Origin of the sequence: Rothia sp. P13129 (assembly GCF_048512865.1) — a bacterium.
GTDB lineage: Bacteria > Actinomycetota > Actinomycetes > Actinomycetales > Micrococcaceae > Rothia.
In genome coordinates this window covers 36,575-62,198 of record NZ_JBLXYA010000004.1, presented here as the reverse complement: position 1 = coordinate 62,198, position 25,624 = coordinate 36,575, and the positions used below count along the sequence as shown (strand labels likewise).

Below are 25,624 nucleotides of genomic sequence, written 5' to 3'. Positions count from 1 at the left end.
ATCTGAGCATTGTGTTTTAGAATGAAGATATATTCTTCGCTTTTTCTGCCTTCTCGGTGAAAAAGTTCCTCATATCAACTGTTAAGGTGACTCGTGACCAACACATCTCATACGGAGCTAGAACAGCGTCCAGTTTTGGTGGTTGACTACGGTGCTCAGTACGCGCAGCTTATTGCTCGTCGCGTTCGTGAAGCCGGTGTTTATTCCGAAATTGTTCCGCATACTATGCCAACCGAGCAGATTCTAGCTAAGAACCCAGCTGCTCTTGTTCTCTCTGGTGGTCCTTCTTCGGTATATGCAGAAGGCGCTCCTAAGGGCGATATCGCACTCTTCGAGTCGGGTATTCCCATCTTTGGTATTTGCTATGGCTTCCAGGTGATGGCACAGACCCTTGGCGGAACTGTCGCCCAAACAGGGCTTCGCGAATATGGCGCAACTGATGCGTCAGTGTGCGCTGAAAACTCTTCCTTCCTTACCGGAACCCCAACAACTCAGAACGTCTGGATGTCCCACGGCGACTCTGTATCACAAGCACCTGAAGGCTTCACTGTACTTGCGCAGACACCTGGCGCTTCTGTTGCCGCAATGGTGGATGAAGACCGTAAACTTGGTGGCGTCCAGTGGCACCCCGAAGTCAAACATTCTGATTATGGTCAGGTTGCGCTTGAGAACTTCCTCTTCAACATTGCAGGACTAAAGAAGACTTGGTCTACCGGTAACATCATTGAAGAACAAGTAGCGAAGATTCGTGAGCAGGTCGGTAAAGACCGCGTTATCTGCGCCCTATCCGGTGGTGTTGATTCTTCTGTAGCAGCGGCACTAGTACATAAAGCAGTAGGCGACCAACTGACTTGTTTCTTTATTGATCATGGACTCTTACGACAGGGCGAACGCGAACAAGTCGAAAATGACTACGCTAGCACTATGGGTATCAAGGTCATTACCATTGATGAGTCCGAACGCTTCCTCAACGCTCTTGCTGGTGTCAGCGACCCTGAAACGAAGCGTAAAGCTATCGGTCGTGAGTTTATTCGTTCTTTTGAAGCTGCACAGCGTCAACTGATTGAACAGGCACACGATGATGGCAGCGATATTAAATTCTTAGTACAAGGAACTCTCTACCCTGACGTTGTTGAATCAGGTGGGGGAGAAGGCACCGCAAATATTAAGTCTCACCATAACGTAGGCGGCTTACCTGAAGACATGACCTTTGAACTGGTCGAACCTTTACGTACCCTCTTCAAAGATGAGGTTCGTGCTATCGGCCGTGAGCTGGGTGTTCCCGAAAAGATTGTGGCTCGTCAACCCTTCCCCGGCCCCGGCCTGGGTATCCGCGTTGTTGGTGAAATAACATACGAGAATTTAGAGATTCTACGAGCTGCAGACGCTATTGCTCGTGAAGAGCTCACAAATGCTGGTCTTGACGACGAAATCTGGCAGTGCCCCGTTGTGCTTCTTGCTGATGTTCGTTCTGTCGGTGTGCAAGGTGACGGCCGTACCTATGGTCACCCCATCGTGCTACGCCCCGTATCCTCCGAAGATGCTATGACCGCCGACTGGTCTCGTCTACCGTATGACGTATTAGCGAAAATCTCGAACCGTATCACTAATGAAGTCTCTGAAGTGAACCGTGTCGTTCTGGACGTTACTTCAAAGCCTCCAGGAACTATTGAGTGGGAATAAACCCCTCAACGTCTTCTTGAACTTGTTAACGCATGGTTCAAGAAGACGTTTCTTCTTTAAGCAAAGTATTCTTTAAACCGAAATGTCTGAGTGAATAGAAAAATATCGTGGTATGCGCAGAAGCTACGCATACCACGATATTTTTGTAAGCCGATGAGCCAAACGTATATAAGAGTTCGCCTCATTGTGAGGATATCGGGCAAACCCCAGATATCCATGTATGTTCTTTTCTTAGGATGCGTTTATGCGGTACATCTTCGATTCATAAGGACGTAATGTTTGACGCATATCGTCCTCATAGTTTGAAAGTACTAATTCGCCTTGATCCAGTAGATCATACTCACGAGTGAGCTGTTGATCGGTAAAATTCGAGATAACAAGTAGCTTAGAACCATCTTGTGCATGACGCTCATAGGCATAAACCTGAGCATCCTCAACATCAAGAGGAATAAAATCTGCATACACAAGAAGGTCTTTGAGCTCACCACGACGTAGCTGAATGAGCTTTTGATAGTGATAGAACAGAGAATCACTATCAGCAAGAGCTTCTGCTGCGTTAATGTTCTGGTAATTAGGGTTAAGTTTAATCCACGGTTCTACGGCGCTAAAGCCTGCGTTATCGCTTGCATCCCATTGCACGGGGGTTCTCGCGTTATCTCGTCCTTTAGCGTAGATGAGTTCCATACACGCGTCGTGACTAAGGTTGCCACGCTCTACGACCATATCTTTGTAGAGATTCAACGAATCGAGATCTCGATAGTCGTTAATCTCTTCAAATTGGACGTTTGTCATACCGAACTCTTCCCCCTGATAGATATAGGGGGTGCCCTGCATACCGTGAAGAGTTGTCGCTAACATTTTGCCTGAGAGCACACGCCACTGTGGTGAATCATCACCGAAGCGAGAAATCAGTCGAGGCTGGTCATGGTTATTCCAGTACAATGATCCCCAAGCTCGTCCTTGTAATGTGGTCTGCCACGCATTAAGAACTTCTTTAAGGTCAACGAGATCGTAGGGTTTGATAGACCACTTGCCCATACCGGTGGCGGGGTCTGTATCTACACCCATATGCTCAAAATGGAAAATCATGTTGAGCTCTTCAGTATCAAATCCCGCAAATTGTACGGCGTCTTCTGCTGAGGTTTGAGACATCTCTCCGACGGTCATTACATCATAATTCGCTGCGGTTTTGAGATTAAGTTCGTGCATCCACTGGTGCACTTTGGTACCGTTTTTGACCACGAACGGGATAGATGAACCATGCTTATCGAAGTCAATATTGGGGTCATCTGGTAGCCCCTCTGGTTTAGAGATGATGTTGATAGCGTCGAGGCGGAAACCGTCGAGTCCTTTATCGAGCCACCAGTTAATCATGGTGTAGATTTCTTCACGAACCTTTTCATTCTCCCAGTTCAAGTCGGGCTGTTTCTTGGAGAAAATGTGTAGATACCATTGATCGGTGTGTTCATCGTATTCCCAAGCGCGCCCCCCAAATTCTGAGCCCCAGTTGTTTGGAGGTAGTGGGTTGCCGTCTTCGTCAACACCTGAAGAGTCACGCCAATAGTAGTAATCACGGTAGGGGTTCTCTCGGCTAGAGCGAGATTGCTTAAACCACTCGTGTTCATCGGAGGTGTGGTTGACGACAATATCTAAGAGAATCTTAATACCGAGGCTATGGGCGGTCTCAACGAGAGTATCAAAATCTTCCATCGTGCCAAACTCATCCATAATGCCCTGATAATTGGAGATGTCATACCCCATGTCATCGTTGGGGGAAGAAAACATCGGGCAAAGCCAGATGACGTTAATTCCTAGTTGTGCAAGGTATGGAAGGCGTTGTGTGATACCGGGAAGATCGCCGATACCGTCATGATTAGAGTCTTGGAAAGAACGTGGCCAAATCTGGTATACGACAGCTTCTTTCCACCAAGTACGTGCTGCTGAACTCATGGAGAACTCCTTAAGAATAAGTGGGTGATGGTTGGGGGACTGTGGAACATGTTGAATGTTAGAGAGCTATCTCTACGAGAACTCCAGAATGATCAGAGATAGCTTCTGGAGTGTTATCGGCAAAGACTATTCGGTGGCGTAATACTGGAGCGTTCAATCCCTTGGTCAGGATGAAATCAATACGTTTAGCCTCCGTCGAATTTTCCCATCCTGCAATATTTTTATGAACGGTGTATTCTCCGTCAACGTGTTTTGCCTGAGTGTAAGTATCGGCCCACCCTGCCTCGAGCATTTGTGCGTATCCTTCTGAGGGGATACCTGCATCATTATTAAAATCTCCGGCGAGGATGATGGGGCTATGATGGGCTAAGGCTTGAAGTTGTTGGTTAAGTGCATCAAAATCGTGGCGGAAGAGCTGTTTTCCTTCTCTTTCCCACCAATTCATGTGTGTACTAGCGAACCAGAAGTCTTGTTGATTGATATTGATACATGCTGCTAGAGCGCAACGACGGTACACATTTTTATAGTCGTATTGCGGGTCACTCATGTGCACGGTGTGCAGTGTATTGAAGGGGTGTTTGCTCAGGAGCGCTACACCTTCGTCGTAGATTCCCCATCCTTCGTGGGACTCTGCCCAGCTCCAGTAATAGGTTCTTCCGTCTTCTTGGAGGAATTGTGCCAGCAAGAGTGCAAAATTATCAAAGGTGATAGGGCGTTCTGTGAGTGGGCGATATAAATGGTCTGTCTCAACAAAAGGTGCTTTGATGAGCTGGTTGACCTCTTGTAACGCGATAATGTCGATATCTTCTGACAAGATGAAGTCTGCGAGGACTCGTATCTTGTGGAGTTGATGAAGTTCTAGCCAGCTATGTGTATTAAGCGTCAAAATCTTCAAGAGCTAAAACCTTTGGTGTGTTTGGGTACGGTCTTATGAAAAATCCTAAAAGTACTTTTGACGAAAAGCGATAGTTTTTATAACTCAGCGAGAGGAACTTTTTCCGTCTCATGGAATTTCTTTCCAGTTTCTGAAAAACGTACCAGAAGTGCTTCTTCTCTCAAAGAAGTATGTTTTTAGCGTACTAATACACATATAGTGTGGTGTAAAACAAACACATCCATTACATATACATTCAATTACGGTGAAAGGGATTCTCTAATGATGGAGAAAATCCAGAGGTTCGGCTCGGCAATGCTTGCCCCCGTCCTCCTCTTTGCTTTTGCTGGTCTTGTCGTTGGCATCGCAATTATCTGCAAGAATGAGCAACTTCTTGGCTCAATCGCTGCTGAAGGCACTGGCTGGTATAACTTCTGGTCTGTATGGGAGTCTGGCGCATGGACCGTCTTCAACCAGATGGAACTACTCTTCGTCTTGGGTCTGCCCATCGCATTAGCAAAGACCGCTAATGCTCGTGCAGTACTTGAAGCTGCGATGGTATACCTGACCTTCAATTACTTCATCGCAACAATTCTTTCTATTTGGGGCCCTGCGTTCAACGTTGATTATGATGTTGATCTTTCCCAAGGTGCAGCTGGCACTGGATTGAAGATGATTGCCGGTATTAAGACTCTCGATACTGGTATCTTCGGCGCTATTATCATTTCTGCTATTGTCGTGTGGCTTCACAACCGTTATTTCGACACTAAGCTCCCCGACTTCCTCGGTATTTTCCAAGGAACACAATGGGTATATGCTCTTGGCTTCTTCTTGATGATGCCGGTAGCCTTAGTGTTCTGCCTTGTCTGGCCTTCCGTTCAGCATGCAATTGGTTCTATGCAAGGGTTCTTCCTGAGCACCGGCGTCTTTGGTGTTTGGCTATACACCTTCCTTGAGCGTATCTTGATTCCTACGGGCTTGCACCACTTCATTTATACCCCCTTTATTTTTGGACCAGCAGTGGTTCCTGACGGAATTATCAAGCACTGGGTAGCCCACCTTAACGAGTACTCCCAGTCTTCTGCACCGTTGAATGAACTTTTCCCCGGTGGCGGATTTGCACTTCACGGTAACTCGAAAGTCTTTGCTCCTATCGGTATTGCTGCCGCATTCTACGTCACAGCACGTAAAGAGAAGAGAAAAGAACTCATGACGCTATTGGTTCCTGTCTGCCTCACCGCGATGCTTATCGGCATTACAGAGCCTCTAGAATTTACCTTCTTGTTCCTTGCTCCTCCTCTGTTCTTGGTACACGCAATTCTTGCGGCGACCATGTCTGCAACCATGTACTTCTTCGGACTATCCGGCAACATGGGCGGCGGCTTAATCGACTTTGTCTTCCAGAACTGGGTTCCCTTGTGGGCAAATCACTGGCCAACCTATGTTGCTCAAATCGTGATTGGTCTGTGCTTCACCGCGTTGTACTTCTTCATCTTCCGTTTCTTGATTATCAAGTTCAATTTCAAGACTCCTGGCCGTGAAGAAGACGGAAAAGAAGCTAAGTTGTATTCTAAAGCTGAGTACCGCCAAGCGAAGAAAGAAGGAACTCTTAAAGCTTCTGCTGAAGAATCAACGGTAGCTGTTACTACTGATTCTTATACTCAGCGTGCAACAGACTTCTTAGCACTCTTAGGCGGGGCTTCAAACATCACTTCCGTCAACAACTGTGCTACGCGTCTGCGCGTTTCGGTAGAGAACCCAGAACTTGTAGGTTCTGAAGCAGATTTCAAATCTGCTGGTGCCCTTGGCCTTGTCAATAAGGGTAAAGCCTTACAGGTTATTGTTGGGATGGATGTCCCACAGGTTCGAGACCGTTTCGAAACCATGGTGAACGAACCATCATAAAGAGAACACGTCATATGACATTCTCTTGAGATGAGGAAGGCTCCTGAACCGAATACACATGTATTATCTAGAGATAGGTACATCATCTTTCGGCTCAGGAGCCTTCGTGGATCTTCAGACAATAGTTAACGCGCATCAGCATCACCTCAGCAATACTGAACGTGAAATTCTTGCCTTCATGTTAACGCATGAAGAATTTGTTGCAGAGTCGACTATTAACTCTTTAGCGCATCGTACGTATACGTCTACTTCGAGTATTATTCGGCTGACCAAAAAACTGAACTTCTCAGGTTTTACAGAGCTAAAGTATTTCATCAAAAACTCGTTGAATACGGCCTCTGAACGTCCTGTAGACTTTGTGAGCTCCGGCGTTGAAGACATTATGAAGACTCTTGAAACACTTCAAAACACCGATTTAGAAGATATTTTGAGCCATATTCATCGTGCCCGTACTGTGTATTGTTTTGGTACCGGATACGCTCAACGAAACGCTATTCAAGAGTTTTCTAAATCTTTATTAGTATGCGGAAAATTTGCGCATGTTATTCCTGCTAAAAATGAATTTGCTGGAAGTATTTCGAGTATGACCACCGACGACCTCGTCATTGTGGTATCGCTCTCTGGTAATACGGAATCTGTACAAGAAACAATCAATGCTCTTTCCTCACGCAAGATTCCGATGCTTGCAATTACAGCTCAAAGTCTGAACTACATTTCATCTCATGCAACCTATTCTTTGCGCTATGAGGCAACTCCCACTCATATTGGTGACCATAGCAAACACCCCTATCATTCTTTTGTTGCGTTGAGCGTTCTACTAGACTATATCGTTCGGCAATACATGAATTTCTTAGACACAGAGGACCAATAGTGAATAGTATTCTGTACCGGCTTAACGACCCAGACTCCACAAAAAAATACTTATTTTGGTATTGGATTATTTCTCCACTGTGCTATTTTCTATACACTTTTTTACTCAGCTCCCAAACTCAATTACCGTTAGAAGAAGTTCTTAACGCGCCGTTGATTGCGGTAACTTTTCTTATCGCCTGTATGACTATCCTCTTAGCAGGCCTCCTTAACCTCATCAAAGATGAGGGGGACTATGTTGAACGTAACTTTGGTATTTTTGCAATGGTTCAGCAACTTCTCGTAGGAAACCTCTTGGGTGTTTTCTTAGCATTTTTCTTCACTCGTTCTCATTGGGGTGCTCTTCCTGCAGCATGTTCTACACCTCAACGATGGATTCTTTGGGCAGGCATGGCATTGATTTCTGTTTTGACAGTTTTGGTGATGATTTCTTATTGGAACTTGTCGATGGCTTAACTCCTGAGGGCCTTGACCCGTATGATGGATAACTAGAGTAAAACCGCACCCTAAACAGTATCGAAAGAGCTTTCATTCGTGAACGAACAATCAGCTACCCCTCAACCGGCTCAATCTTGGGAATCTGCCGGTAGTAGCGCCTTAGGAACCTCTGCACTCTCAGTGAGTGAACAACTTGAGAACGTCGTAGAGATTCTCGACTATGAAAAAGGGTTAGAAACGTGGAACCGCCAAATGGACCTTTACACCGGTCCAGATGCACTCCTTGACTTTAATCAGATTGATTATGTCCATATCGACATTACTGATGCTAACCCCTCAGGCTTAGCTCAGCTGATGATGGGGCGTAAAACACGACTTTCTACGATTATTCGTGATAAAAACAAACGTGAATCTGCTATGCGTGCAGCTCAAGCTTTACGTAGTAAAATCTTTGAGCTTGAAAACCAGCACGGGCTTTCTGCTGGTTATTTTGCTGCAGGTACTGCTTCCTGGCTTTCTCGAGATGTTCACCATGCTCAAGGTGCACCAGAAAAACGTTTTATTGCGCCAGTTCTTTTGACTCCTATTGTCATCACACCTCACCCAACCAGTGAAGATTTTGAAATCCGTCTATCGGGATCAGCGAAATTAAACCCTGCTATGGTGCGTCAAATCCATAAAGAATACGGTATTGACCTTGGTTCTATGGATGTCGCACAGCTAGCAAATTCCATGTCAAAACTTGACCCGGAACCTGTGATTGACCGTATGCGCACCAGCACCGGCCACGTTCCTGGAATGTTGATTGAGTCAAAATATCTTATTTCTACATTTGCTGACATCAAGGAAAATGCGGCAGAACTTCCGGAAGACTCTTTCACACCTCTTGTTCGTAAACTGGCAAAACTTGCGTTAGAGCCTGAAGACACTACACGCCCAGAAGTCTTTGTTAACAATTCTGCAGCTCCCCTTGATCAGAGAGCGCCCCATAGCGAGATGTTAGCTTTTGACGCTGATTCCTCGGCCCAAGAAATTATTGACTTGGCGCGTTCTGGACATTCTCTGGTTGTTACAGCACCATCTGGTACCGAGCCGCTACAGATGGCAACCAATATTGCTACAACTCTTATCCACGACGGTAAATCTGTTCTAGTTGTGGGGGAGCGTAGTTCAACCGTTGAAAACTTTGCGTCACTTCTGAAAAATATTGGCCTTGACCAATTCACTTTTGATCTTTTGAAGGAACATTCTTCAGAAGAGTTGCGAGAACTTCTGGTACAAGCCATTATTCGCAATGAGAACGCAGCTTGCCCGAATATGAGCGATGTGTACGAGCGACTCGTCTCCTCTCGCAATAAACTTATTTCTCACACAAACTCCCTCAAATTTACGGAATCACGTTGGGGTTGTTCAGTGTACGATGCGTTGCAGACCCTTGCCGCTTTAATGACGCAAAATCCTGCACCTACTACGACGGTTCGCTTTAACCGTCACGTCATGGACGCGCTCTCTCATCGCGCAAAAATTACGGAGAAAATAGAACGTTTTGCGCAACTACGCGCGTTCCGTCCTTCTACTTTGCTGTCCTCTTGGCATCGGGCAAAACTCTATGATCAAGAAGAATGTAAAGCTGCGCACCGTCTCGTAAAATCTTTGATAGATTCTCTGCAATCAATGCACGCGAAGATGAGCCAGCTAAGCGAACAAACCGGTTTGCGTATGGGAGAAAGCTACCATGAATGGGACGCTCAACTTCAACTCCTAGAACGTATTCGTCAGACTCTTACAAAGTTTCGTGTAGATGTTTATGACCGCCCAGTGACTGACCTTATTGCTGCTACCGCAAGCAGCGCATGGCGTCGTGAACACGGTATAGAAATGAGCAGTATTCAACGCTCTCGTCTTCGCAAAGCGGCGAAAGAATATATTGTTCCTGGCGTGCATATTAACGACCTACACGAGAATCTTCTTATCGTTCAACAAGAACGAGAAGAATGGATTGCACGTGCTGTTTCTCCTCGTGAACCACAGGTTCCTGCGAACCTAACACGTTTACAAGAACAACTTGCGGAGTTAGCAGATGAGTTCTCGGGTCTTGCCATCGTTCTAGAAGACCACCCCGACGGAAATGACTTTTTAAACACTGAATATAGTGTTCTTCTTGAACGTCTGACCATGCTAGACGCCGACGAAGAGCTACTATATACCTTGCCTGAACGCGAAGAAATTCGCCGTGAACTCTACGAACTGGGCCTAGAAGAATTTCTTGCAGACCTCCTCAAACGCCAAGTTCCAGCAGAACATGTTAGTGCAGAACTTGAACTTGCTTGGTGGCAGAGCGCTCTTGAAAAAATGTTGGATAGCGATGAGATTGAAATTCTTGATGGCGATAGCTTGAGAATTCTTGAAGAAGAGTTCCGTACCGCTGATCAAGCTCATATTGCGGCAACTCCGGCGCGACTAGGTTCTTCTATCCGAGATATTTGGAATAATCGTATTGTTGCAGATCCTGATGCTGCAGCGTATCTGAAGAGCCAGCTTCGTGGACATCACTTTGATTTTGATGCGGTTCTCAAACATTCCAGTACGCTCGTTCATGCCCTGTACCCATTATGGACGTCGAGCCCGTTTGCACTGACTCGCAGACTTGCTAATACGGTGCGTTTTGATGCGGTGATTCTTCTTGACGCAGAATCGACCCCATTAGCAGCAAACCTTCCGGCTATCATTAGGACCGAACAGGTTATTGCTATTGGGGACCCCCACAGCGGTTTCCCTGCACCGTTCATGGTTTCTGCTGTGGCAAAGAATGCTCCCTTGGAGAAGAACCCAAAAATTGAGAGTACTTATAGTGCGCTTTCGAAGATTCTCCCTGCACGGACTTTAGCTCTTCTTTCTGAGCGGACTGTTGATCCGGCAGTATTCAGCTACTTGAATGATAATTTTTATTCTGGTGCTTTGAACTTCTACCCTTGGGGTGAAGAAATATCTGAGGACATTCCTGCCTTCATCGCTGAGTATATTGACGCCACTGGAAAGATTAGTGATAACTCAAATCTTGATTCTCCTGCTGTTGAGGTTGATAGCGTCGCTAAACGTGTCCTTGAACATGCGTATAAGAACCCTAATCAGTCTTTGGCAGTGGTGACAGCGAGTACTCGTCATGCGCGTCGTATTGCCGAAGCTGTGCGTTCTTTGCTCGTTCAATATCCGCAGATGCTACCTTTCTTCAACAACGCCCAGCACGGTGAACCATTCCGTGTTGTAGATTTGTCGAGAGCTTCAGGACTTGAACGTGACGTTGTTATTTTCTCTCTCGGTACGGGCAAAGGTCATAACGGGGTTGTGAACCATAAACTTGGTCAGCTTTCTGAACCTCATGGTCGTGAATATTTTGTACTAGGGATGACTCGTGCACGTCACCTGACCCGTTTAATGTCCTGCGTTTCTATCGAAGATCTCGATCCGGCATTGCTTGAGTATGGGGCTTTAGATCTCTATAAGATGTTGCGGGAGCACGAAAACTGGCAGAAGATTCGTCACGAAGAGCAGACTGCAACTATTACCGATAGAATCCCTCAGAATGAGTTTCTCCGTAACGCCGATATTGAGGCAATTGATATGGGGGACTGGTTACTGAATGATATGGTACGTCGTTTAGGAAACCGTGGTGTACATTTGCGTGAGCATGGAACGCAAGGTATTTCGTTGGTTGCTTATTCTGAGCATGAGTCGTTGATGGCAGGTTCTACACCTAGCCCTCGCCGCCGTAAGAGCGGAAACTCTCAAGAGGCTGTTGCGTTGAATTTTCCTCTTGCTGCTTGTTCTGATGGTTCTGACGAGTTTGCTAGCATGAGCGTTCGAGAACGAACTCGTCTTCTGCCAGATCGTTTAGCTCGTACTGGATGGAACTATATGACGTTGTGGACTATAGAAGTTTTCTCGGACCCTCATGCGGTGGCTGAACGGATGTGCCGGTATCTTGGTGTAGAGGACGAATAATATTTTTATGGCGGAGCAGTATTCTTCAACTCCTAAAAAACGGCGTGGGCACCGTCGGGTGGTCTCTGGTGACCCTTCGTACGGTGAAGAGCCCACAATATTAGGTGTTTTGAAATCGGCTGAGGAAACCCAGGATGTTTCTTCTGAAGAAGATTATCGTGCCCAGTGGTTGAAAGAACAACGTCCTCCTCACCACGATTTTAGGTCGTCTATCTAAGATGTGGGGAGGGACAACGCTCACATCACGTTGTCCCTCCCCACATCTTATATTTTTAGGAACTGCTCTTATCGTTAGTATAAAAACCTGAGCCTTTGAAGACTACTCCTACTGTTCCATATTTTTTCCGTAGCTGTTCAGCCTTGCATTGAGGGCAGATCGTGAGTGGTTTGTCTGTAAACGATTGGTGTTCTTCAAAAAGGTATTCGCAGTTTTTGCACTGGTATTGATAAACCGGCATGGGGTTCTCCTCAAAATAGTCTATGTGTCGTGGAATATTCTACTGCACGGATAATTTGTGAAGACCATTTTCGGTGAGGGCATGGAACAACTTTGCGTCCCATGGCTCTGCTGGGACAGAGGGGAGTATCTCCCAAGAATAGGTTGTTCCGTAGTTCTTTTCTGGTGTGGGGTCGTGTTCTAGGAGCCTGTCATAGTATCCTCCACCTTGTCCGAGGCGACGCCCGTCTGCTCCTATAGCTAGCGCAGGTATAAGTCGTAGCTGTGCATCATAGAAAGCCTGTGATGTTTGATATGGAGGAGATGGCTCTGATATTCCTAAAGCATTGGTGCGTAGGGTGCTTTGAGGTGTCCACGGAGCCCATAGGAGAGCTTTCTGTGGTGTTGTTATCGGGACAATAATAGTGTGCCCGCGGTTATTTAGGGTTTTTAAACCTTGAATGATAGGTGGTTCTGTGGGCAAAGGTAAAAAAGCTGCAATGATTGAGTTTTGTGGTAAGGCCAAACTTTCAACGAGTTTGTTGAGATGATGATCTAATTTTTTTTGAGCTTCGTGACGTGTCGAAAAATTTCGGCGTTGTTCCCTGAGTTTTGAGCGTAGTTCTGCTTTGTGTGCAGCTAAGTGGTGTTGTTGAAAAGGCATATTCATAATGTGAAGAAAGAACAAATGATAGAAAATATCTATCCCATCATAAAGATATTCTTGTCCTCATTGTTAGGTTCATGTGATGAAATAGTTTTAACGTTTTGTCGCCATTTTTTCTCTCGTCATTTTCTGCAAGAGACGACGGTCTTAGAGTATTGTTGTATTTATGACTGACCCGAAAAAAACTATCACAAAGGCAGTAATACCTGCAGCCGGTCTAGGCACTCGCTTCCTTCCCGCAACTAAAGCAACTCCTAAGGAGATGCTTCCTGTAGTAGATCGCCCTGCAATTCAATATGTTGTTGAAGAGGCTGTTAAAGCTGGGCTTAACGATGTTTTGATGATTACAGGACGTAACAAGCGAGCGTTAGAGGACCATTTTGACCGTGTTCCGACCCTTGAAATTCAGCTCGCTGAGCAAGGCAAGGATAGCTTGCTGAAAACTGTTCTTGATTCTAATGACCTTGGAGAATTGCACTATGTTCGCCAAGGCGATCCGAAAGGCCTAGGGCATGCAGTGTTGCGTGCTAAAGTCCACGTCGGAGACGAACCTTTTGCAGTTCTTCTGGGTGATGACCTCATCGACGAAAAAGAAGATTTACTATCTGAAATGGTTCGAGTGCAGCAGAAGACTGGGGGATCTGTTGTTGCACTAATGGAAGTTCCACGTGAACAGATTTCTGCATATGGTGCTGCCGCTATTGAGCAGGTAGAAGGCGAAGATTTCTTCAAGGTTTCTGAACTTGTTGAGAAACCTTCTGCCGAAGACGCACCCTCAAACTATGCTGTCATTGGTCGGTATGTTCTAAGCCCTAAGGTGTTTGAAGTTCTTGAGAATACTGCACCTGGTCGTGGCAACGAAATTCAGCTTACCGATGCTTTGCAGACTCTCGCTGCAGATGAATCTGAAGGCGTCTACGGTGTTGTCTTCAAAGGACGTCGTTTCGATACTGGCGATAAGCTCAGCTATCTTAAAGCGAATGTTATTCTTGCTTCCGAACGTGAAGACCTCGGTGCAGATCTTCTCGGCTGGCTCAAAGACTTCGTCAAAAATAAATAAAAATACATTTTAGTGCTGTTGGGGAACGTGTATTACACGTTCCCCAGCGGTTATATAACGTATTCTTAGTATCTACGTAAAAAGTTTTAGAACCATTTATCTCGTCGGTGTAACACGTGATAGCTGGTCTGTTGAGGTGGACTATGGAGCTTAGTGGTTTGGGCGCAACCAGCGCCTTAGTCATTCTTGCAGTACTGCTTATTTTTGCGGTGCCTCGTATGCTGAACAGAAAAGCTCTGACAACGATGATTTCTGCAGAACGCTATGCTCACGATGTATGCCTTGATGCAACCTCACAGCCGTCTCCAACATTAACTTCTGCACCTCGGACCCCAACTGAAAGTGCATCAACCTACACTTTGCGTTATGGGCGCATTATCATTTTTGTGATGGCTGTAGCTTTCTTCCTCTTTTCTCTAGGAGAAGCCCTTCTCGCCCTACTGGGAAGTGGATCGTGGCTCATCGGAGGAATCTCCTTCTTCTGTTCTTTGAGCTGTATCTCAACGTTGAGATTCTTCGCCATACGAGACGCTCAAAAACGTAGAAAACAACGTACACAATCTTCGGCAGTTAGCTCTCCTGTTATTTTGGAGAAGAGAAAACCTGCTGTTTCTCCTGCGGCAAAGTGCAGTTCTTCTACACCGGCAGCAACAGCTGCTTCACCGTCACCACGACGGGTAAAGCCTGTCTCTCGTCAAGGCCAAAAACCTAGCGTGTACGCTGCGAAATCTTTACGTTATCTACGCACTCAAGACACCTCGAAACGTCCTCAGCTTGAGGGCACTGCACACGGTATTTTGGTTGATAAAGAAAAACTAGACCCACCTTTTGAACCAGCGGTTTCTTCGTGGGAGCCAACACCAACACCCATTCCTACGTACTTGCAAGTTCCTGTTGTCCAACGGGAACAGCCACAACCGTTCAAGAAACCTTCATATCCTAAAAGCCAGACACAGTCCTTGGCACGAGCTCAGCAACTGCGCGGAGCTACAGAGACCTTAGACGAGATTCTTAAACGGCGTAGAGCCTAATATTTTGAACCAACACCCGCTATGATTTTGATAGTGGGTGTTGTCCGTTATAGACAAGAAAATAACGGTGCTATTCCTTACTTTTAACTTCCCCTGACTCAGGAGTCTATGATCCGATGGCAACTCATCATTTAGAAGTAGAACGTAAATATGAGCTGGCTGACCCCCAAGCAGATATTGCTCCTATCGATTGGAATGTTCTGGAAAATCTTGAGGTCTCTGAAAGTATCACCGAGCACCTCGAAGCAACATATTTTGACACTCAAGACGCTGACTTAGGTCGTAATATGGTCGCTTTACGTCGCCGTCTTGGCGGATACGACCAGGGATGGCATATTAAATTTGACGACCGTGCTGGAGCCCGCCACGAAATAGGGTTCTCACTACTGGCAGACCACCAGCGTATGCCTGCCGCTGTCAACAAATTTGTGCGTGCCGTGACATTGGGTGATGACTTATACGAGACAGTCTCTCTTGCGACAGAACGTGAACGTACAGTATTGGTGGACGCTGAGGGAACTAAAGTTGCCGAAATCTGCAAAGACAAAGTCCGTGCACTAGATTTTTCGACGGATATTGAACGTTCTTGGACAGAATGGGAAGTTGAACTACTTGATTCGGGGCTTGTCAGTCCCGCAGATATTTTCACTGCTTGTGAAGTTATCTTCACCAATCTAGGTATCACTCTTTCAAAATCTACTGCAAAGATTGCTCGTGCACTGGGTAAAGATGAATGTTTTGAAGCGAGACGTCAAGGTCTAGAAGGTTGTGCCTCTACAAAGAACACGACAGCCTCTTCTGCAGCGAAGAAGAAGTCTAAGAAGAAAACGTCTCGGCCGAAGAGTTCTCAGAAATTTTTACGTCAGATTCTTCACTCTTTAACCTCAGACTTGATGATTTGGGAAATGAAACTGCGTTCTGATGCACCTGATGCGGTGCACGGTATGAGAAAGAGCGCTCGCCAAGTTGAGGCGATTTTGCGCTATGCAGTGTTGCCCTATATCAGTGATGATACGTCTTGCCAAAAAGTTCAAGACGATATTCGTTATCTGAAGCATCTGATGGGAGGTCTTGCCTCTGCGCGGGATATTGAGATTTTGACAACCTTTATGTGGTCTGTTGACACTCGCCCGGGGCTTATTAGTGAGACCGCACGTCGGGAGCTTGACGAATACCTGAGCTCCGATAGCGAGGTTGCGTCAAAGGCTTTAATTCGTGTTCTTGACTCTCCAGAGTATCTTCAGCTGAGAAAAGATTTAGTGTACTTGATGAATAATCTCAAAGCTCTTGTGCAGCTTCCTGAAGATTCTGACGAATATACTCGTAAAGTTGCTCAGCACTTGCGGAAAGCTCTTCGTGCATATGTCGGTAAAGAGTATCGTCATATCTGGAAGCCTTCAGTAGATGAGGTGGTTTCTGCTGAGCAGAGCGATACGTTGCTTTTTAAAATTCGACGTGTTGGTCAAGGAGCAAAGTACTGTTTGGATGCTTTTGAATCTGCTGGGATGCCACTCAATACTTCTGAGCAGAAATTATGGCGCATGTGTGATGGCTTCTATGATTCTTTGTCGATTCTTTCTGATGAAAAAGTCATTGCAACGTGGCTAGAGGTTGCTTTGCGTCGTGCGACTCGTCGTCAGAATGATCGTCTTGCTATCGGGTATTTATTAGGTGGCTGTGATGCTCGTATTGTTCAGCTTCGCGCAAAGGAACTTTCTCGTATTCCTGAGTTGATGTTGGAGCTGAAGAAACTGAAATTTAAGAAGAAGTCCTGATTTTTCTTCCTCCTATCGGGAGGGGGGGGGAGGTTTTTCACCCTGTGAGTCGTTGAAAAACTACCTGATGCGTATATTTTCTGGTGTTGTTTTCAACGGCTCATTTTGCATGTTAAGACAGTTAAAAAGAAGTGCCTAGTCAAGTATTTCTACTTGACTAGGCACTTGCATCACACACAGGAAGAAAAGTCTTCGAAACCATATTGTTGATTGCTTCCCACAAGCTCTCAACTATTTGGTAATAAAAATATAACCTAATTGAATAGTGCTTGGCTAGTCTTTTGAAGAAAAAATTTATATTACCTAAAAAAGAACAAAGGCTACCCTAAGTTTTGCGGGTAAAAATGCGCTCAAAGGGCAAGAAACTAGTGAGCTACTGAGAAAATCCTCATAGTCATATGATGTTCGAACGCGGTACCCTCAAAACCAGATAAACTAATAGCCGTGATTGAATGGATACAAAGCCTACAATGGCACTGGGCGCTCCTCTTCTTCTGGATTGTGGGGATTATTCGAACGAGCCTAGTTTTCATGCTTGGCTGGATTGCCTCCGCCGGCAGCGCTAAATTGGCACGTATCCGGCACCTGATGCAAACCCCAATGTACCTTCGTGCGCAACACTTCATCAACCGTTGGGGAGTACTTGCCGTTCCCTTATGCTTCTTAACCCTTGGCTTTCAAACTGCCGTCATTCTCACCACGGGCTTTACTCGCATGAGCTTGAAACGATGGATTCCTGCCATGCTCGTAGGAACTTTAATGTGGGCTTGTATCTATTCCACCGTTGGTATGGCTGTCATCTGGGCTTGGATTCAACAACCAACTGTTCTTATCACAGCAATCATTCTTTTGATAGCTCTCTCACTGTTCATCTATCTTGGTAAGCGTACTCTTCATAACCGCTCAAGACATGCTAATTTGTAAGCTATGACAGCCCACACTAGCGAGAACCACACAAAAACTGGTTCATACGCTCATGAACAGCAACTCGAACTGCTCGCTCACCTCAAAGACCAAGAACACCCTCTAGAGCTCAAAGACGAAGGGCAAGAGCTTCGTGTCGGGTACGTACCAGGAATTATGCCTGGCAAGTGGTTTTCTCGATGGCAAGAACGATACGGAAAACTCTGCCCTCTCAAAGAACTTGCGCTAAAGGAAGACGCTACACGGGAAAGCCTAGAAGGTGAGCCTCCATTGGCTCATATGGTGTTGACGCGCGTAGCAGCTCACCAAAACCCCTTCGAAAAAGACCAATTCCATGCCATCACACTCTACTGCGAAAAAAACGTGGTAGTTCTTCCCACTGACCATGTTTTGACCCTGCTGGAAGAAATCCCCATTGCAGAACTTGCAGAAGAAACTCTCCTACAACAGGCACACACCGTCCCTGAATGGGAAGAAATCTCTGAACCTTATCGGCAGCAGACAGAACAAAAACTACCATTGATGAGAAACACCGCCGATGCGATTGAACTCGTTGCAGCAGGGCTTGGACTTCTCATCGTCCCCATGAGTATTGCGCGTCTGCACCATCGTAAAGACCTCACCTACCGTGTGATTCCAGATATCAAAGAAACACCTGTACAACTAGTCTGGAAACGCTACAACCGCGAAGACCACGAAGAACAAATTATCCAAGACTTTGTGGGAATTACACGAGGACGAAAAGAAAACTCTGCTCGCAGTAGCCAAAGCGTGGCTGCTCAAGCAGAACAAAAACGACGTGAAAAAGCCCGTGAAAAACACAAAAAACGTGTAGCAAATGCTAAAAGAGAACAACAAGACCGTAAAAAACGACGCCAACGACGCAGACCATAACCAACCTGATACGTCGTGAGAATATGAAAATCACTCGTTGTTTCGCGGCACTGATTAGAAGATGGGGTTGAACAGAAAACTTTCTGCTTAACCCCATCATGATTCTTGTGACAACCTAAAACAAAGAACGACACTACTCTTGAGGAGATACCTCGCCCACTGCTGAATCCTGTGCAGGGGAGGTGCTATGTACCACTGAATGCTGAGGCAGAGGAATCTGCGCACCATACTCGTCAAGAGCCTTCTTCAACTCAAGACGCAAAATACGTCCAACACGCCACTGCTCACCCGGAGCTGTCTTCATCGAAAAACGCAAGGTCAAAGCTTCACCGCTGAGAGATTCCACACCCAAAAATTGAAGACTGCCAAGAACACTCTCCGATACCTCGTCCGAAGATAATGCCGTTTGCACCCGAGACACTAGGAACGTACTGAGTTCCTCAACATCAGCAGTATAAGGAACGGGGACATCAATATTTGTCTGAGCCCACCCCTGAGAAGAATTCCCGACGCGAAGAATCTCACCATTACGAACATGCCATAGCACTCCGCTGGTATCACGAACTGACGTAACTCGTAAACCTACAGACTCCACGGTGCCAGAGGCCTCACCTAAATCAACCCAATCACCAATCCCGAGCTGATCTTCAGCGACGATAAAAATACCTGACAAATAATCCTTCACCAAAGACTGTGCCCCAAAGGATAATGCCACACCGACCACACCGGCAGAGGCAAGCACCGGCGCAATATTAAAACCTAGTTCAGCAATAATCATCACGAGCGCAACAGCACAAATCACAATAGAAGACACCGAACGTAGTACCGAACCAACTGTTTGAGCACGCTGGCGTTGACGTGAACGAGCAATAGAATCGTCCTCTTCCCAACGTAATGTGGGAAGAGCGACCTTTGCACTCTTCTCATGCTCAGTGCGGATAACCCGTACTCGTGTACCTCGGGCAAGAGAACGAGTCAGCTGACGAATCAACAACTCCAAAACACTACGGACTACAACTGCAAAAAGAATAATCAACAAAATCCGTAAAGGATGACTCAACCAAAACTCTACAGAACCGATAGAATCCCACCACACTAAAGAAAACAGCCATATAAACATCACTGCACCACTCCTCTCGTCATCTACAACAAAATCATCTCTTCTCTACCCTAACTGAGGAAGAAACCAAGAAAAAATGTCTTGTCACACAACCAACCAGATAGGATAGAAACTATGCCTATCGTCATGGAAACTCGACCAGCAGCATACGCTGTCATCATTGAACAAGGAAAAATTCTGCTCACCAGATTCCTCCCAGAAAACGCGCCCGAACGTGCCGCGTGGACACTGCCAGGCGGTGGAATGGAACCAGCAGAACAACCCGAACACACCGTACGTCGAGAAGTCCTTGAAGAAACCGGATACCTCATCGAAACCGATACAATACTAGGCGTCCATGCACTCCACCTTCCCCTCGAAAAACACCAGAAAATGCCTTTTTGTGCATTGAGAACGGTCTACCGTGCACACATTATCTCAGGAGAACTAACACACGAAACCAACGGCAGCAGCGACCAAGCTCGTTGGATACCCATCGAAGAACTCGATAACATTCCCAAACTCTCCCTCCTCGAAGACACCGCCCGTATGATGGGATACCGTAACATCACAGATTGGGTACAACAGCACCAAACCAAAACCCAACCTTCTGACGAAAGGAGCACCGCACATGAAAGCTAAAGCCCCGTGGCTAGCCACACTCGCCACCTGCGCTATCGCCTTAAGCGGGTGTTCAACCCCTACAAAAATTACGGCAGACCCCTCCGCACCAACCTACGGAACAATCCGTATCTCTACTGGAATCTCAGAAGAAACCGCACTCATCGCCACCATATATTCTCAAGCACTACAAGAAGCTGGGTACACAACTGAACTTGTAGACACCGGTACTGACAGAGCCGGATACCTCAAAGCGATGGAACAAGAACACACCCCAGAACCAACACCAGAAAACAACGAAGACACCCCCTATAACGACCCCAACACCGTAGACATCACACCGGACTACTCAGGAAACTTACTCCTCTACCTCACTAACGACGGAAAATTTAGCCCCGCCTATATCCAGCAAGAACGCCAAAAAATATCAGAAGAAAACCCCAACGCCATGTACACCTACGGTTGGGGCGAAAATGATCAAGCTGCCGGAGAAGAATCTGTACCCACCGCACAAGAATACGACCCGAACCTTGACCAACTCACACCACAAAACAACGAGACACCACCCCAAAGCACCCCAACACCAACACCTACCCCCACAGGGCTCAACGCTAAAGGGCTAAGCGATAACGAAATCATCAACGCCATCAAACAAGTGTTACCATTCGGGCTGAGCACCCTCAAACCTGCCTCAGCTCAAAACCGTGACGCCCTCGTCATCACCAAAGCAACCGCCGCAAAATACCAACTCAAATCCCTAGCTGACATCGCTCAACACTGCAAAGAGCTCACCCTCGGAGCACCAGAAAGCTTTAAACACCGCTCCTACGGTCTGCAGGCGCTAGAACGCTACTACCACTGCGTTCCTAAAAACTTCCGCCCCATCAACAGCCAAGAAAAACTCTCAGAAGAACTCGCATCAGATAACGTCCATATTGCAGACATATTCTCCGCCTCAGCAACAATTGAAGACAACGCCTACACCGTTTTAGAAGACCCTGCTGGTATCTTTATCTCACAACAGATAGTTCCTATTGTTAGAGCAGAAGAACTACCTCAAAGCGCACGAGAAGCAATTGATTCAGTGTCATCTCGACTTAGCTCAACAGATCTCACAGAATTCAACCGACTCACTTCCGGACACGGCGCAATCAGCAACGAAGACGTTGCAAAATTCTGGTTAAAAACATCAAGAGAGTAATCTAAGCAACATGAAAACTTATCAACAATCTCAAAAACTCAATAACGTCCTATACGACATCCGCGGCCCCCTCCTCGAAGAAGCAACAGCCATGGAAGCTGAAGGACACCGAATCCTCAAACTCAACATCGGCAACCCCGCACCCTTCGGATTCGAAGCACCCGACGCCATCATGCGTGACATTATTCAACACCTACCCGTCACCCAAGGATACTCCGACTCACGAGGCCTCTACTCAGCACGAACCGCCATCGTCCAGTACTACCAAAACGAAGGAATCCTCAACCTAGACCCCGACGACGTCTACCTCGGCAATGGCGTCTCCGAACTCATCCCCATGACGCTACAAGCACTTTGTAATGATGGAGACGAAATTCTTATTCCTTCGCCGGACTACCCACTTTGGACAGCATCCACTGCGCTCGCAGGAGGAACCCCTCGACATTACCTTTGCGATGAACAAAATGGTTGGGAACCAGATATTGAAGATATCCGCTCAAAAATTACAGAAAAAACTCGCGGTATCGTCGTCATCAACCCGAATAACCCCACCGGTGCCGTGTACTCCGAAAATGTTCTATCCCAAATTGTTGATATTGCCCGCGAGTACGGTCTTGTTATTTTTGCTGATGAAATTTACGAGAAAATTATCTACGATGACGCAAAAATGGTGCACATGGCGTCCCTCACCAAAGACGATGTTCTCTGCCTGACATTCTCCGGCTTATCAAAAGCCTATCGCGTAGCGGGGTATCGTTCTGGGTGGGTTGCGATTACCGGACCCAAATGGGCTGCAGAAAGCTACCTTGAAGGTATTAAACTTCTGGCTTCAATGCGTCTATGCGCTAACGTGCCTGCACAGCACGCTGTACAAACAGCATTAGGTGGCTACCAATCTATTAATGATTTGATACTTCCAGGTGGCAGACTCAAAGAACAACGTGACCTCTCATACCGTCTGCTCAACGACATGGATGGGGTGAGCTGTCAACCTGCTCAAGGCGCTCTCTACCTATTCCCCAAACTAGATATCGAGAAATTCAATATTTCTAATGACGAAAAATTTGCTCTTGACCTGCTTAAAGAGTCAAAGATTCTCATTAGTCAGGGAACAGCTTTTAACTGGTCTAAACCAGATCATTTCCGTTTAGTGTTCTTACCTGATACGCAAACACTAGCAACAGCGTTGGAGAAACTCGGAAACTTCTTAGCAGATTACCGACAGTAGAAAATACTAGGTAAGAGAACTATCAGGTGGTGGGGTGCAGAACGCTAGGTTCTGTACCCCACCACCTGATGTTTATATCCCAAAGTGCGCTGATTTATGATTCGGAAGAACTCTGTTCTAAGCGTTCTTGTCGTGCAGCGTTAAGGCGTTGATGTGCTCCGTCTAACCATGCCTCACAACGGTTTGCAAGCTCTTCTCCTCGCTCCCATAGCGCAATAATTTCTTCAAGGCTAGAAGTTCCAGATTCCATCGCCGTCACGACGTTCATTAATTCTGAACGAGCTTGCTCATACGAAAGGTCTTCTACCGGGACGTTGGAAATAGATGATGCAAATGTAATGTTTTCTGAAGATTTAGAGGTCATGATGTTCTCCTTCGAGAGAGTCAAAATATGGGAGTTTTATCGGCTAATTATTTTTTTGAGTTAGCGTCACCGAGAATCTGTGATTGGACAGAACCTTGTGCAAAGCGAAGGGTGACGATATCTGCCTCGTGTAGGTCTTGTGCGTTCGTCACAAGTTTCCCCGAAGAGTCTTGAACCAAAGCGTATCCACGTTCAAGCGTCTGCTGTGGAGATAACGCTTGAACACGTGAACGCAATTGTGAAAGAACCTCACGCGAACGTAATAACAGCGAGTGAGCTGTTGTAAAACTCCGATTACGTAGGTGCTGTAGTTCCTCCTCATAACGTAGAAGAGTTGTTTGAGGAGATACTAAGACGGGGCGTGAACGCACCTGTGCCAGATGATATTTTTCTGTCTCAATCTTTTGGTACGCCATCCGCATTAACGACGCTTGAAGCTGCGTGATATAGAGACGTTCTTGAGCCATATCAGGAACAATACGTTTCGCGGCATCCGTCGGTGTAGATGCACGAAGGTCCGCGACTTCATCAAGAATAGGGTTATCTGCTTCATGCCCGATAGCGGAGACAACTGGTGTTTGTGCCCGATAGACGGCTCGAATCAGAGCTTCTTCAGAAAACGGTAAGAGGTCTTCCATCGCGCCACCACCACGAGCAATGACGATCACATCCACATCTTCTAAAGCATCAAGTTCTTCAAGTGCTTGTGTGACTTGGCGTAGTGCTTGTGCTCCTTGTACCGCGACTTCTCGTATCTCGAATTGCACTGCCGGCCACCGCAAACGAGCATTACGTATCACGTCTTTGCAAGCGTCAGAGTCTCGTCCCGTAATGAGACCAACACGTTGAGGCAGAAAAGGTAGGGGCTTTTTGTGCGCAGGGTCGAAAAGACCCTCGTCCGCCAAAGACTTTCGCAGATTTTCTAACTGCTCAAGAAGCGTTCCTCTGCCCACTGTGCGAATATCACTAGCGCGCATGGACAGGCGCCCTGTCTTCTCCCAGAAGCTAGGCTCTAAACGAACAACTACTCGCTGTCCGTGCTTGAGCGGTGAAGATAACCCTGTAAGTACTGAAGAATACAACAATACTGGAATAGATTTTTCCTGTTCCACATCGCGTAACGTCAAATAGGTGACTCGACCACGTGGGTTCAGCTCGATGATTTGTCCTTCAACCCATGTTGCTGGGCACCGATGAATATAACCGGCAAGTTTTTGGGAATAATGATGTACCGGCCAAGGGTTATACTCATCAGTTTGAGCGCCGTATTCTGGAAGCGGGCGGTTCTTCGTACGTTCCTCAGCAGCCGGAATCAGCTGCGGAGTTAAAGAAATATCCATATAGGTAGTCTCCCACGAGTTGAGAGTCTTCTTCTAGTCCACCAAATATTTTCTTGCCCAACGGCACCGCAGTATAGTGATGAGAAAGAATGTAGAAGGGGCACCTATGAGAAATCATCAATACCAGCACACATCTAACGGTGAAGACGACCTTACTATACAACTCATAGGGGATGACGCTCCGACGCAAAAACTTGTGTTGGATGAGACTGCCCAAGACTACGGAAAATCTGTCGATGGTAATTGGCATATTTCGGGTTCACCGTCTGCATCTGCTGATCATCAGATACCTTACCTTGAGGATAATAGCTACAGCTGGTGGTTGATGGTTCGTCGTACTATCGCAGTACTTTGTGCACTATGTTCTATCGTGCTAGGTGCTGCTGGTGGTGTTGGATATTGGGCAGAACAAAACATTATTTCAGAGCAAGGGTTTAGTTCTTTAGCGAGTCCATTAGGGCAAGACTCGTCCTTTCAAAAAGCGCTATCTGACGCTGTTGTTGCGGACATTATGAAAGACCAGACCGTCAAAAATTATCTTGGAGAAGGTCAAGAAGAAGGTTTTTTCGGCTCCATCAAAAACTGGTTGCGTGAACGCGTCAAAGAGAATATCCAAAAGGCTGCTCAGTCGGTGACTTCGCAAGAATCCTACCAACATATGTGGAACGATATTGTCACTCGTACCCACCGTTATAACGTAGGGGAAGAACATCAGAATATTGCCCTTGATATTGACCCCGTCTATGAGCAGGTCAACAGCCAACTAGTCCAATTCTTAGGCGATAAACTCAGTATTTTTCACCCCGGCGAGCACCTAATTGTTCTTGATAGCTCCCACTCACAAACCGCAGAATACCTCCACCAGATAAAACACTTTGCCCAGCAATGGAAACTATATTGCGGGCTTAGCGCCTTGTCGTTGCTTGTAGGAGTTATCCTCTGGGGTAGGAACCGAAGCATCTACGCGGGGTGCATCTTTTTAACACTGAGCGCAATATCTTGGTGCTCGAGCATATTTTTAGGCACAAAACCTCTAGCGCAGGCAGATGAAGCAGTTTCTTCTGAAGTGGGTAAAATTTTTGTGCAAAGGTTCAGCAGCATCATAACTGACTCTGCTACGAACTATGTGAACTCGTTAACTATTCCTCTGATGGTCATCGGAATAGTACTAATTTTGCTGGGTGTGGCATTTTCCATAGTTTCGCTAGGTGCGAGAGAGCGCACAGCAGGTGTCAGAATATAGTGGAAACACGTAACATAGT

Annotated in this window: 22 protein-coding genes; 15 read left to right on the top strand and 7 right to left on the bottom strand. The window is 46.4% G+C overall.

Features of this window, described 5'->3' with window-relative positions; all coding sequences use genetic code 11:
* The first annotated feature begins 93 nt into the window (after positions 1-93).
* Complete coding sequence (gene guaA, locus ACN081_RS04075) at positions 94-1,683, top strand: glutamine-hydrolyzing GMP synthase (protein ID WP_419107043.1); 1,590 nt, start codon at positions 94-96, stop codon at positions 1,681-1,683.
* A gap of 231 nt (positions 1,684-1,914) precedes the next feature.
* Here guaA and ACN081_RS04070 read toward each other — a convergent pair whose 3' ends face one another.
* Complete coding sequence (locus tag ACN081_RS04070; protein WP_419107042.1) at positions 1,915-3,633, bottom strand: alpha-glucosidase; 1,719 nt, start codon at positions 3,631-3,633, stop codon at positions 1,915-1,917.
* Between the two features lie 58 nt (positions 3,634-3,691).
* The gene (locus ACN081_RS04065) at positions 3,692-4,528 is read right to left on the bottom strand and encodes an endonuclease/exonuclease/phosphatase family protein (RefSeq protein WP_419107041.1); all 837 of its coding nucleotides are present in this window, start codon (positions 4,526-4,528) and stop codon (positions 3,692-3,694) included.
* A gap of 261 nt (positions 4,529-4,789) precedes the next feature.
* Here ACN081_RS04065 and ACN081_RS04060 point away from each other — a divergent pair, with 261 nt between their 5' ends.
* The 5 genes from ACN081_RS04060 (at position 4,790) to ACN081_RS04040 (ending at position 11,939) form a co-directional block, all read left to right on the top strand.
* On the top strand, positions 4,790-6,412 hold the full coding sequence (locus ACN081_RS04060; RefSeq protein ID WP_419100810.1) for an alpha-glucoside-specific PTS transporter subunit IIBC: 1,623 nt from the start codon (positions 4,790-4,792) through the stop codon (positions 6,410-6,412).
* Positions 6,413-6,518: 106 nt separating this feature from the next.
* Entirely contained in the window at positions 6,519-7,283 is a 765-nt protein-coding gene (locus tag ACN081_RS04055; RefSeq protein WP_419102885.1) for a MurR/RpiR family transcriptional regulator, read from the top strand.
* The gene (locus ACN081_RS04050; protein ID WP_419107040.1) at positions 7,283-7,738 is read left to right on the top strand and encodes a hypothetical protein; all 456 of its coding nucleotides are present in this window, start codon (positions 7,283-7,285) and stop codon (positions 7,736-7,738) included. Before ACN081_RS04055 ends, ACN081_RS04050 begins: the two co-directional genes overlap by 1 nt.
* 78 nt (positions 7,739-7,816) lie before the next feature.
* Positions 7,817-11,722, top strand: coding sequence for a DNA helicase (locus ACN081_RS04045; protein ID WP_419107039.1), 3,906 nt, complete (start codon positions 7,817-7,819; stop codon positions 11,720-11,722).
* A 7-nt stretch (positions 11,723-11,729) separates the two neighbouring features.
* Positions 11,730-11,939, top strand: a complete 210-nt coding sequence (locus ACN081_RS04040) for a hypothetical protein (RefSeq protein ID WP_419107038.1) — start codon at positions 11,730-11,732, stop codon at positions 11,937-11,939.
* 55 nt (positions 11,940-11,994) lie between these two features.
* On the opposite strand, the gene ACN081_RS04035 is transcribed toward ACN081_RS04040, so the two are convergent.
* Positions 11,995-12,180 (bottom strand): FmdB family zinc ribbon protein, encoded by a 186-nt coding sequence (locus ACN081_RS04035; RefSeq protein ID WP_419107037.1) that lies wholly within the window; start codon positions 12,178-12,180, stop codon positions 11,995-11,997.
* Between the two features lie 39 nt (positions 12,181-12,219).
* Positions 12,220-12,822 (bottom strand): 5-formyltetrahydrofolate cyclo-ligase, encoded by a 603-nt coding sequence (locus tag ACN081_RS04030; RefSeq protein ID WP_419107036.1) that lies wholly within the window; start codon positions 12,820-12,822, stop codon positions 12,220-12,222.
* Positions 12,823-12,991: 169 nt separating this feature from the next.
* Between ACN081_RS04030 and galU the strand changes: the two genes are divergently transcribed.
* The 5 genes from galU (at position 12,992) to ACN081_RS04005 (ending at position 18,509) form a co-directional block, all read left to right on the top strand.
* Entirely contained in the window at positions 12,992-13,885 is an 894-nt protein-coding gene (galU, locus tag ACN081_RS04025) for a UTP--glucose-1-phosphate uridylyltransferase GalU (protein WP_419102879.1), read from the top strand.
* A 143-nt stretch (positions 13,886-14,028) separates the two neighbouring features.
* Positions 14,029-14,916 carry a hypothetical protein gene (locus ACN081_RS04020; protein ID WP_419102878.1) on the top strand — a complete coding sequence of 296 codons (888 nt, stop codon included), beginning with the start codon at positions 14,029-14,031 and terminating at the stop codon, positions 14,914-14,916.
* A 116-nt stretch (positions 14,917-15,032) separates the two neighbouring features.
* On the top strand, positions 15,033-16,691 hold the full coding sequence (locus ACN081_RS04015) for a CYTH domain-containing protein (RefSeq protein ID WP_419107035.1): 1,659 nt from the start codon (positions 15,033-15,035) through the stop codon (positions 16,689-16,691).
* Positions 16,692-17,135: 444 nt separating this feature from the next.
* Entirely contained in the window at positions 17,136-17,615 is a 480-nt protein-coding gene (locus ACN081_RS04010; protein WP_419107034.1) for a DedA family protein, read from the top strand.
* 3 nt (positions 17,616-17,618) lie between these two features.
* Positions 17,619-18,509 (top strand): LysR family transcriptional regulator substrate-binding protein, encoded by an 891-nt coding sequence (locus tag ACN081_RS04005; protein WP_419107033.1) that lies wholly within the window; start codon positions 17,619-17,621, stop codon positions 18,507-18,509.
* A 133-nt stretch (positions 18,510-18,642) separates the two neighbouring features.
* Here ACN081_RS04005 and ACN081_RS04000 read toward each other — a convergent pair whose 3' ends face one another.
* Positions 18,643-19,629 (bottom strand): mechanosensitive ion channel family protein, encoded by a 987-nt coding sequence (locus tag ACN081_RS04000; RefSeq protein ID WP_419102874.1) that lies wholly within the window; start codon positions 19,627-19,629, stop codon positions 18,643-18,645.
* Positions 19,630-19,743: 114 nt separating this feature from the next.
* Between ACN081_RS04000 and ACN081_RS03995 the strand changes: the two genes are divergently transcribed.
* From ACN081_RS03995 to ACN081_RS03985, 3 genes are read left to right on the top strand one after another with little or no spacing between them, the layout of a single operon-like run.
* The gene (locus tag ACN081_RS03995; RefSeq protein ID WP_419107032.1) at positions 19,744-20,250 is read left to right on the top strand and encodes an NUDIX hydrolase; all 507 of its coding nucleotides are present in this window, start codon (positions 19,744-19,746) and stop codon (positions 20,248-20,250) included.
* Positions 20,240-21,430 carry a glycine betaine ABC transporter substrate-binding protein gene (locus ACN081_RS03990; RefSeq protein ID WP_419107031.1) on the top strand — a complete coding sequence of 397 codons (1,191 nt, stop codon included), beginning with the start codon at positions 20,240-20,242 and terminating at the stop codon, positions 21,428-21,430. The genes ACN081_RS03995 and ACN081_RS03990 overlap by 11 nt, the downstream gene beginning before the upstream one ends.
* 10 nt (positions 21,431-21,440) lie before the next feature.
* Positions 21,441-22,658, top strand: coding sequence for a pyridoxal phosphate-dependent aminotransferase (locus tag ACN081_RS03985; RefSeq protein WP_419102871.1), 1,218 nt, complete (start codon positions 21,441-21,443; stop codon positions 22,656-22,658).
* A gap of 94 nt (positions 22,659-22,752) precedes the next feature.
* Here ACN081_RS03985 and ACN081_RS03980 read toward each other — a convergent pair whose 3' ends face one another.
* Both ACN081_RS03980 and xseA read right to left on the bottom strand, forming a co-directional pair.
* On the bottom strand, positions 22,753-23,022 hold the full coding sequence (locus ACN081_RS03980; RefSeq protein ID WP_419107030.1) for an exodeoxyribonuclease VII small subunit: 270 nt from the start codon (positions 23,020-23,022) through the stop codon (positions 22,753-22,755).
* 47 nt (positions 23,023-23,069) lie between these two features.
* Complete coding sequence (xseA, locus tag ACN081_RS03975; protein ID WP_419107029.1) at positions 23,070-24,362, bottom strand: exodeoxyribonuclease VII large subunit; 1,293 nt, start codon at positions 24,360-24,362, stop codon at positions 23,070-23,072.
* Positions 24,363-24,468: 106 nt separating this feature from the next.
* On the opposite strand from xseA, the gene ACN081_RS03970 reads away from it, so the two are divergent.
* The gene (locus tag ACN081_RS03970) at positions 24,469-25,605 is read left to right on the top strand and encodes a hypothetical protein (RefSeq protein WP_419107028.1); all 1,137 of its coding nucleotides are present in this window, start codon (positions 24,469-24,471) and stop codon (positions 25,603-25,605) included.
* The last annotated feature ends 19 nt before the right edge of the window (positions 25,606-25,624 follow it).

What these genes read in the sequence shown, in the direction of transcription:
- xseA (WP_419107029.1), bottom strand. Translation starts at nt 24,362, where the DNA reads ATGGATATTTCTTTAACTCCGCAGCTGATTCCGGCTGCTGAGGAACGT.
- galU (WP_419102879.1), top strand. Translation starts at nt 12,992, where the DNA reads ATGACTGACCCGAAAAAAACTATCACAAAGGCAGTAATACCTGCAGCC.
- ACN081_RS04070 (WP_419107042.1), bottom strand. Translation starts at nt 3,633, where the DNA reads ATGAGTTCAGCAGCACGTACTTGGTGGAAAGAAGCTGTCGTATACCAG.
- ACN081_RS03990 (WP_419107031.1), top strand. Translation starts at nt 20,240, where the DNA reads ATGAAAGCTAAAGCCCCGTGGCTAGCCACACTCGCCACCTGCGCTATC.
- ACN081_RS03985 (WP_419102871.1), top strand. Translation starts at nt 21,441, where the DNA reads ATGAAAACTTATCAACAATCTCAAAAACTCAATAACGTCCTATACGAC.
- ACN081_RS04000 (WP_419102874.1), bottom strand. Translation starts at nt 19,629, where the DNA reads ATGTTTATATGGCTGTTTTCTTTAGTGTGGTGGGATTCTATCGGTTCT.
- ACN081_RS04035 (WP_419107037.1), bottom strand. Translation starts at nt 12,180, where the DNA reads ATGCCGGTTTATCAATACCAGTGCAAAAACTGCGAATACCTTTTTGAA.
- ACN081_RS04020 (WP_419102878.1), top strand. Translation starts at nt 14,029, where the DNA reads ATGGAGCTTAGTGGTTTGGGCGCAACCAGCGCCTTAGTCATTCTTGCA.
- ACN081_RS04060 (WP_419100810.1), top strand. Translation starts at nt 4,790, where the DNA reads ATGATGGAGAAAATCCAGAGGTTCGGCTCGGCAATGCTTGCCCCCGTC.
- ACN081_RS04005 (WP_419107033.1), top strand. Translation starts at nt 17,619, where the DNA reads ATGACAGCCCACACTAGCGAGAACCACACAAAAACTGGTTCATACGCT.
- ACN081_RS03980 (WP_419107030.1), bottom strand. Translation starts at nt 23,022, where the DNA reads ATGACCTCTAAATCTTCAGAAAACATTACATTTGCATCATCTATTTCC.
- ACN081_RS03995 (WP_419107032.1), top strand. Translation starts at nt 19,744, where the DNA reads ATGCCTATCGTCATGGAAACTCGACCAGCAGCATACGCTGTCATCATT.
- ACN081_RS03970 (WP_419107028.1), top strand. Translation starts at nt 24,469, where the DNA reads ATGAGAAATCATCAATACCAGCACACATCTAACGGTGAAGACGACCTT.
- ACN081_RS04030 (WP_419107036.1), bottom strand. Translation starts at nt 12,822, where the DNA reads ATGCCTTTTCAACAACACCACTTAGCTGCACACAAAGCAGAACTACGC.
- ACN081_RS04015 (WP_419107035.1), top strand. Translation starts at nt 15,033, where the DNA reads ATGGCAACTCATCATTTAGAAGTAGAACGTAAATATGAGCTGGCTGAC.
- ACN081_RS04040 (WP_419107038.1), top strand. Translation starts at nt 11,730, where the DNA reads ATGGCGGAGCAGTATTCTTCAACTCCTAAAAAACGGCGTGGGCACCGT.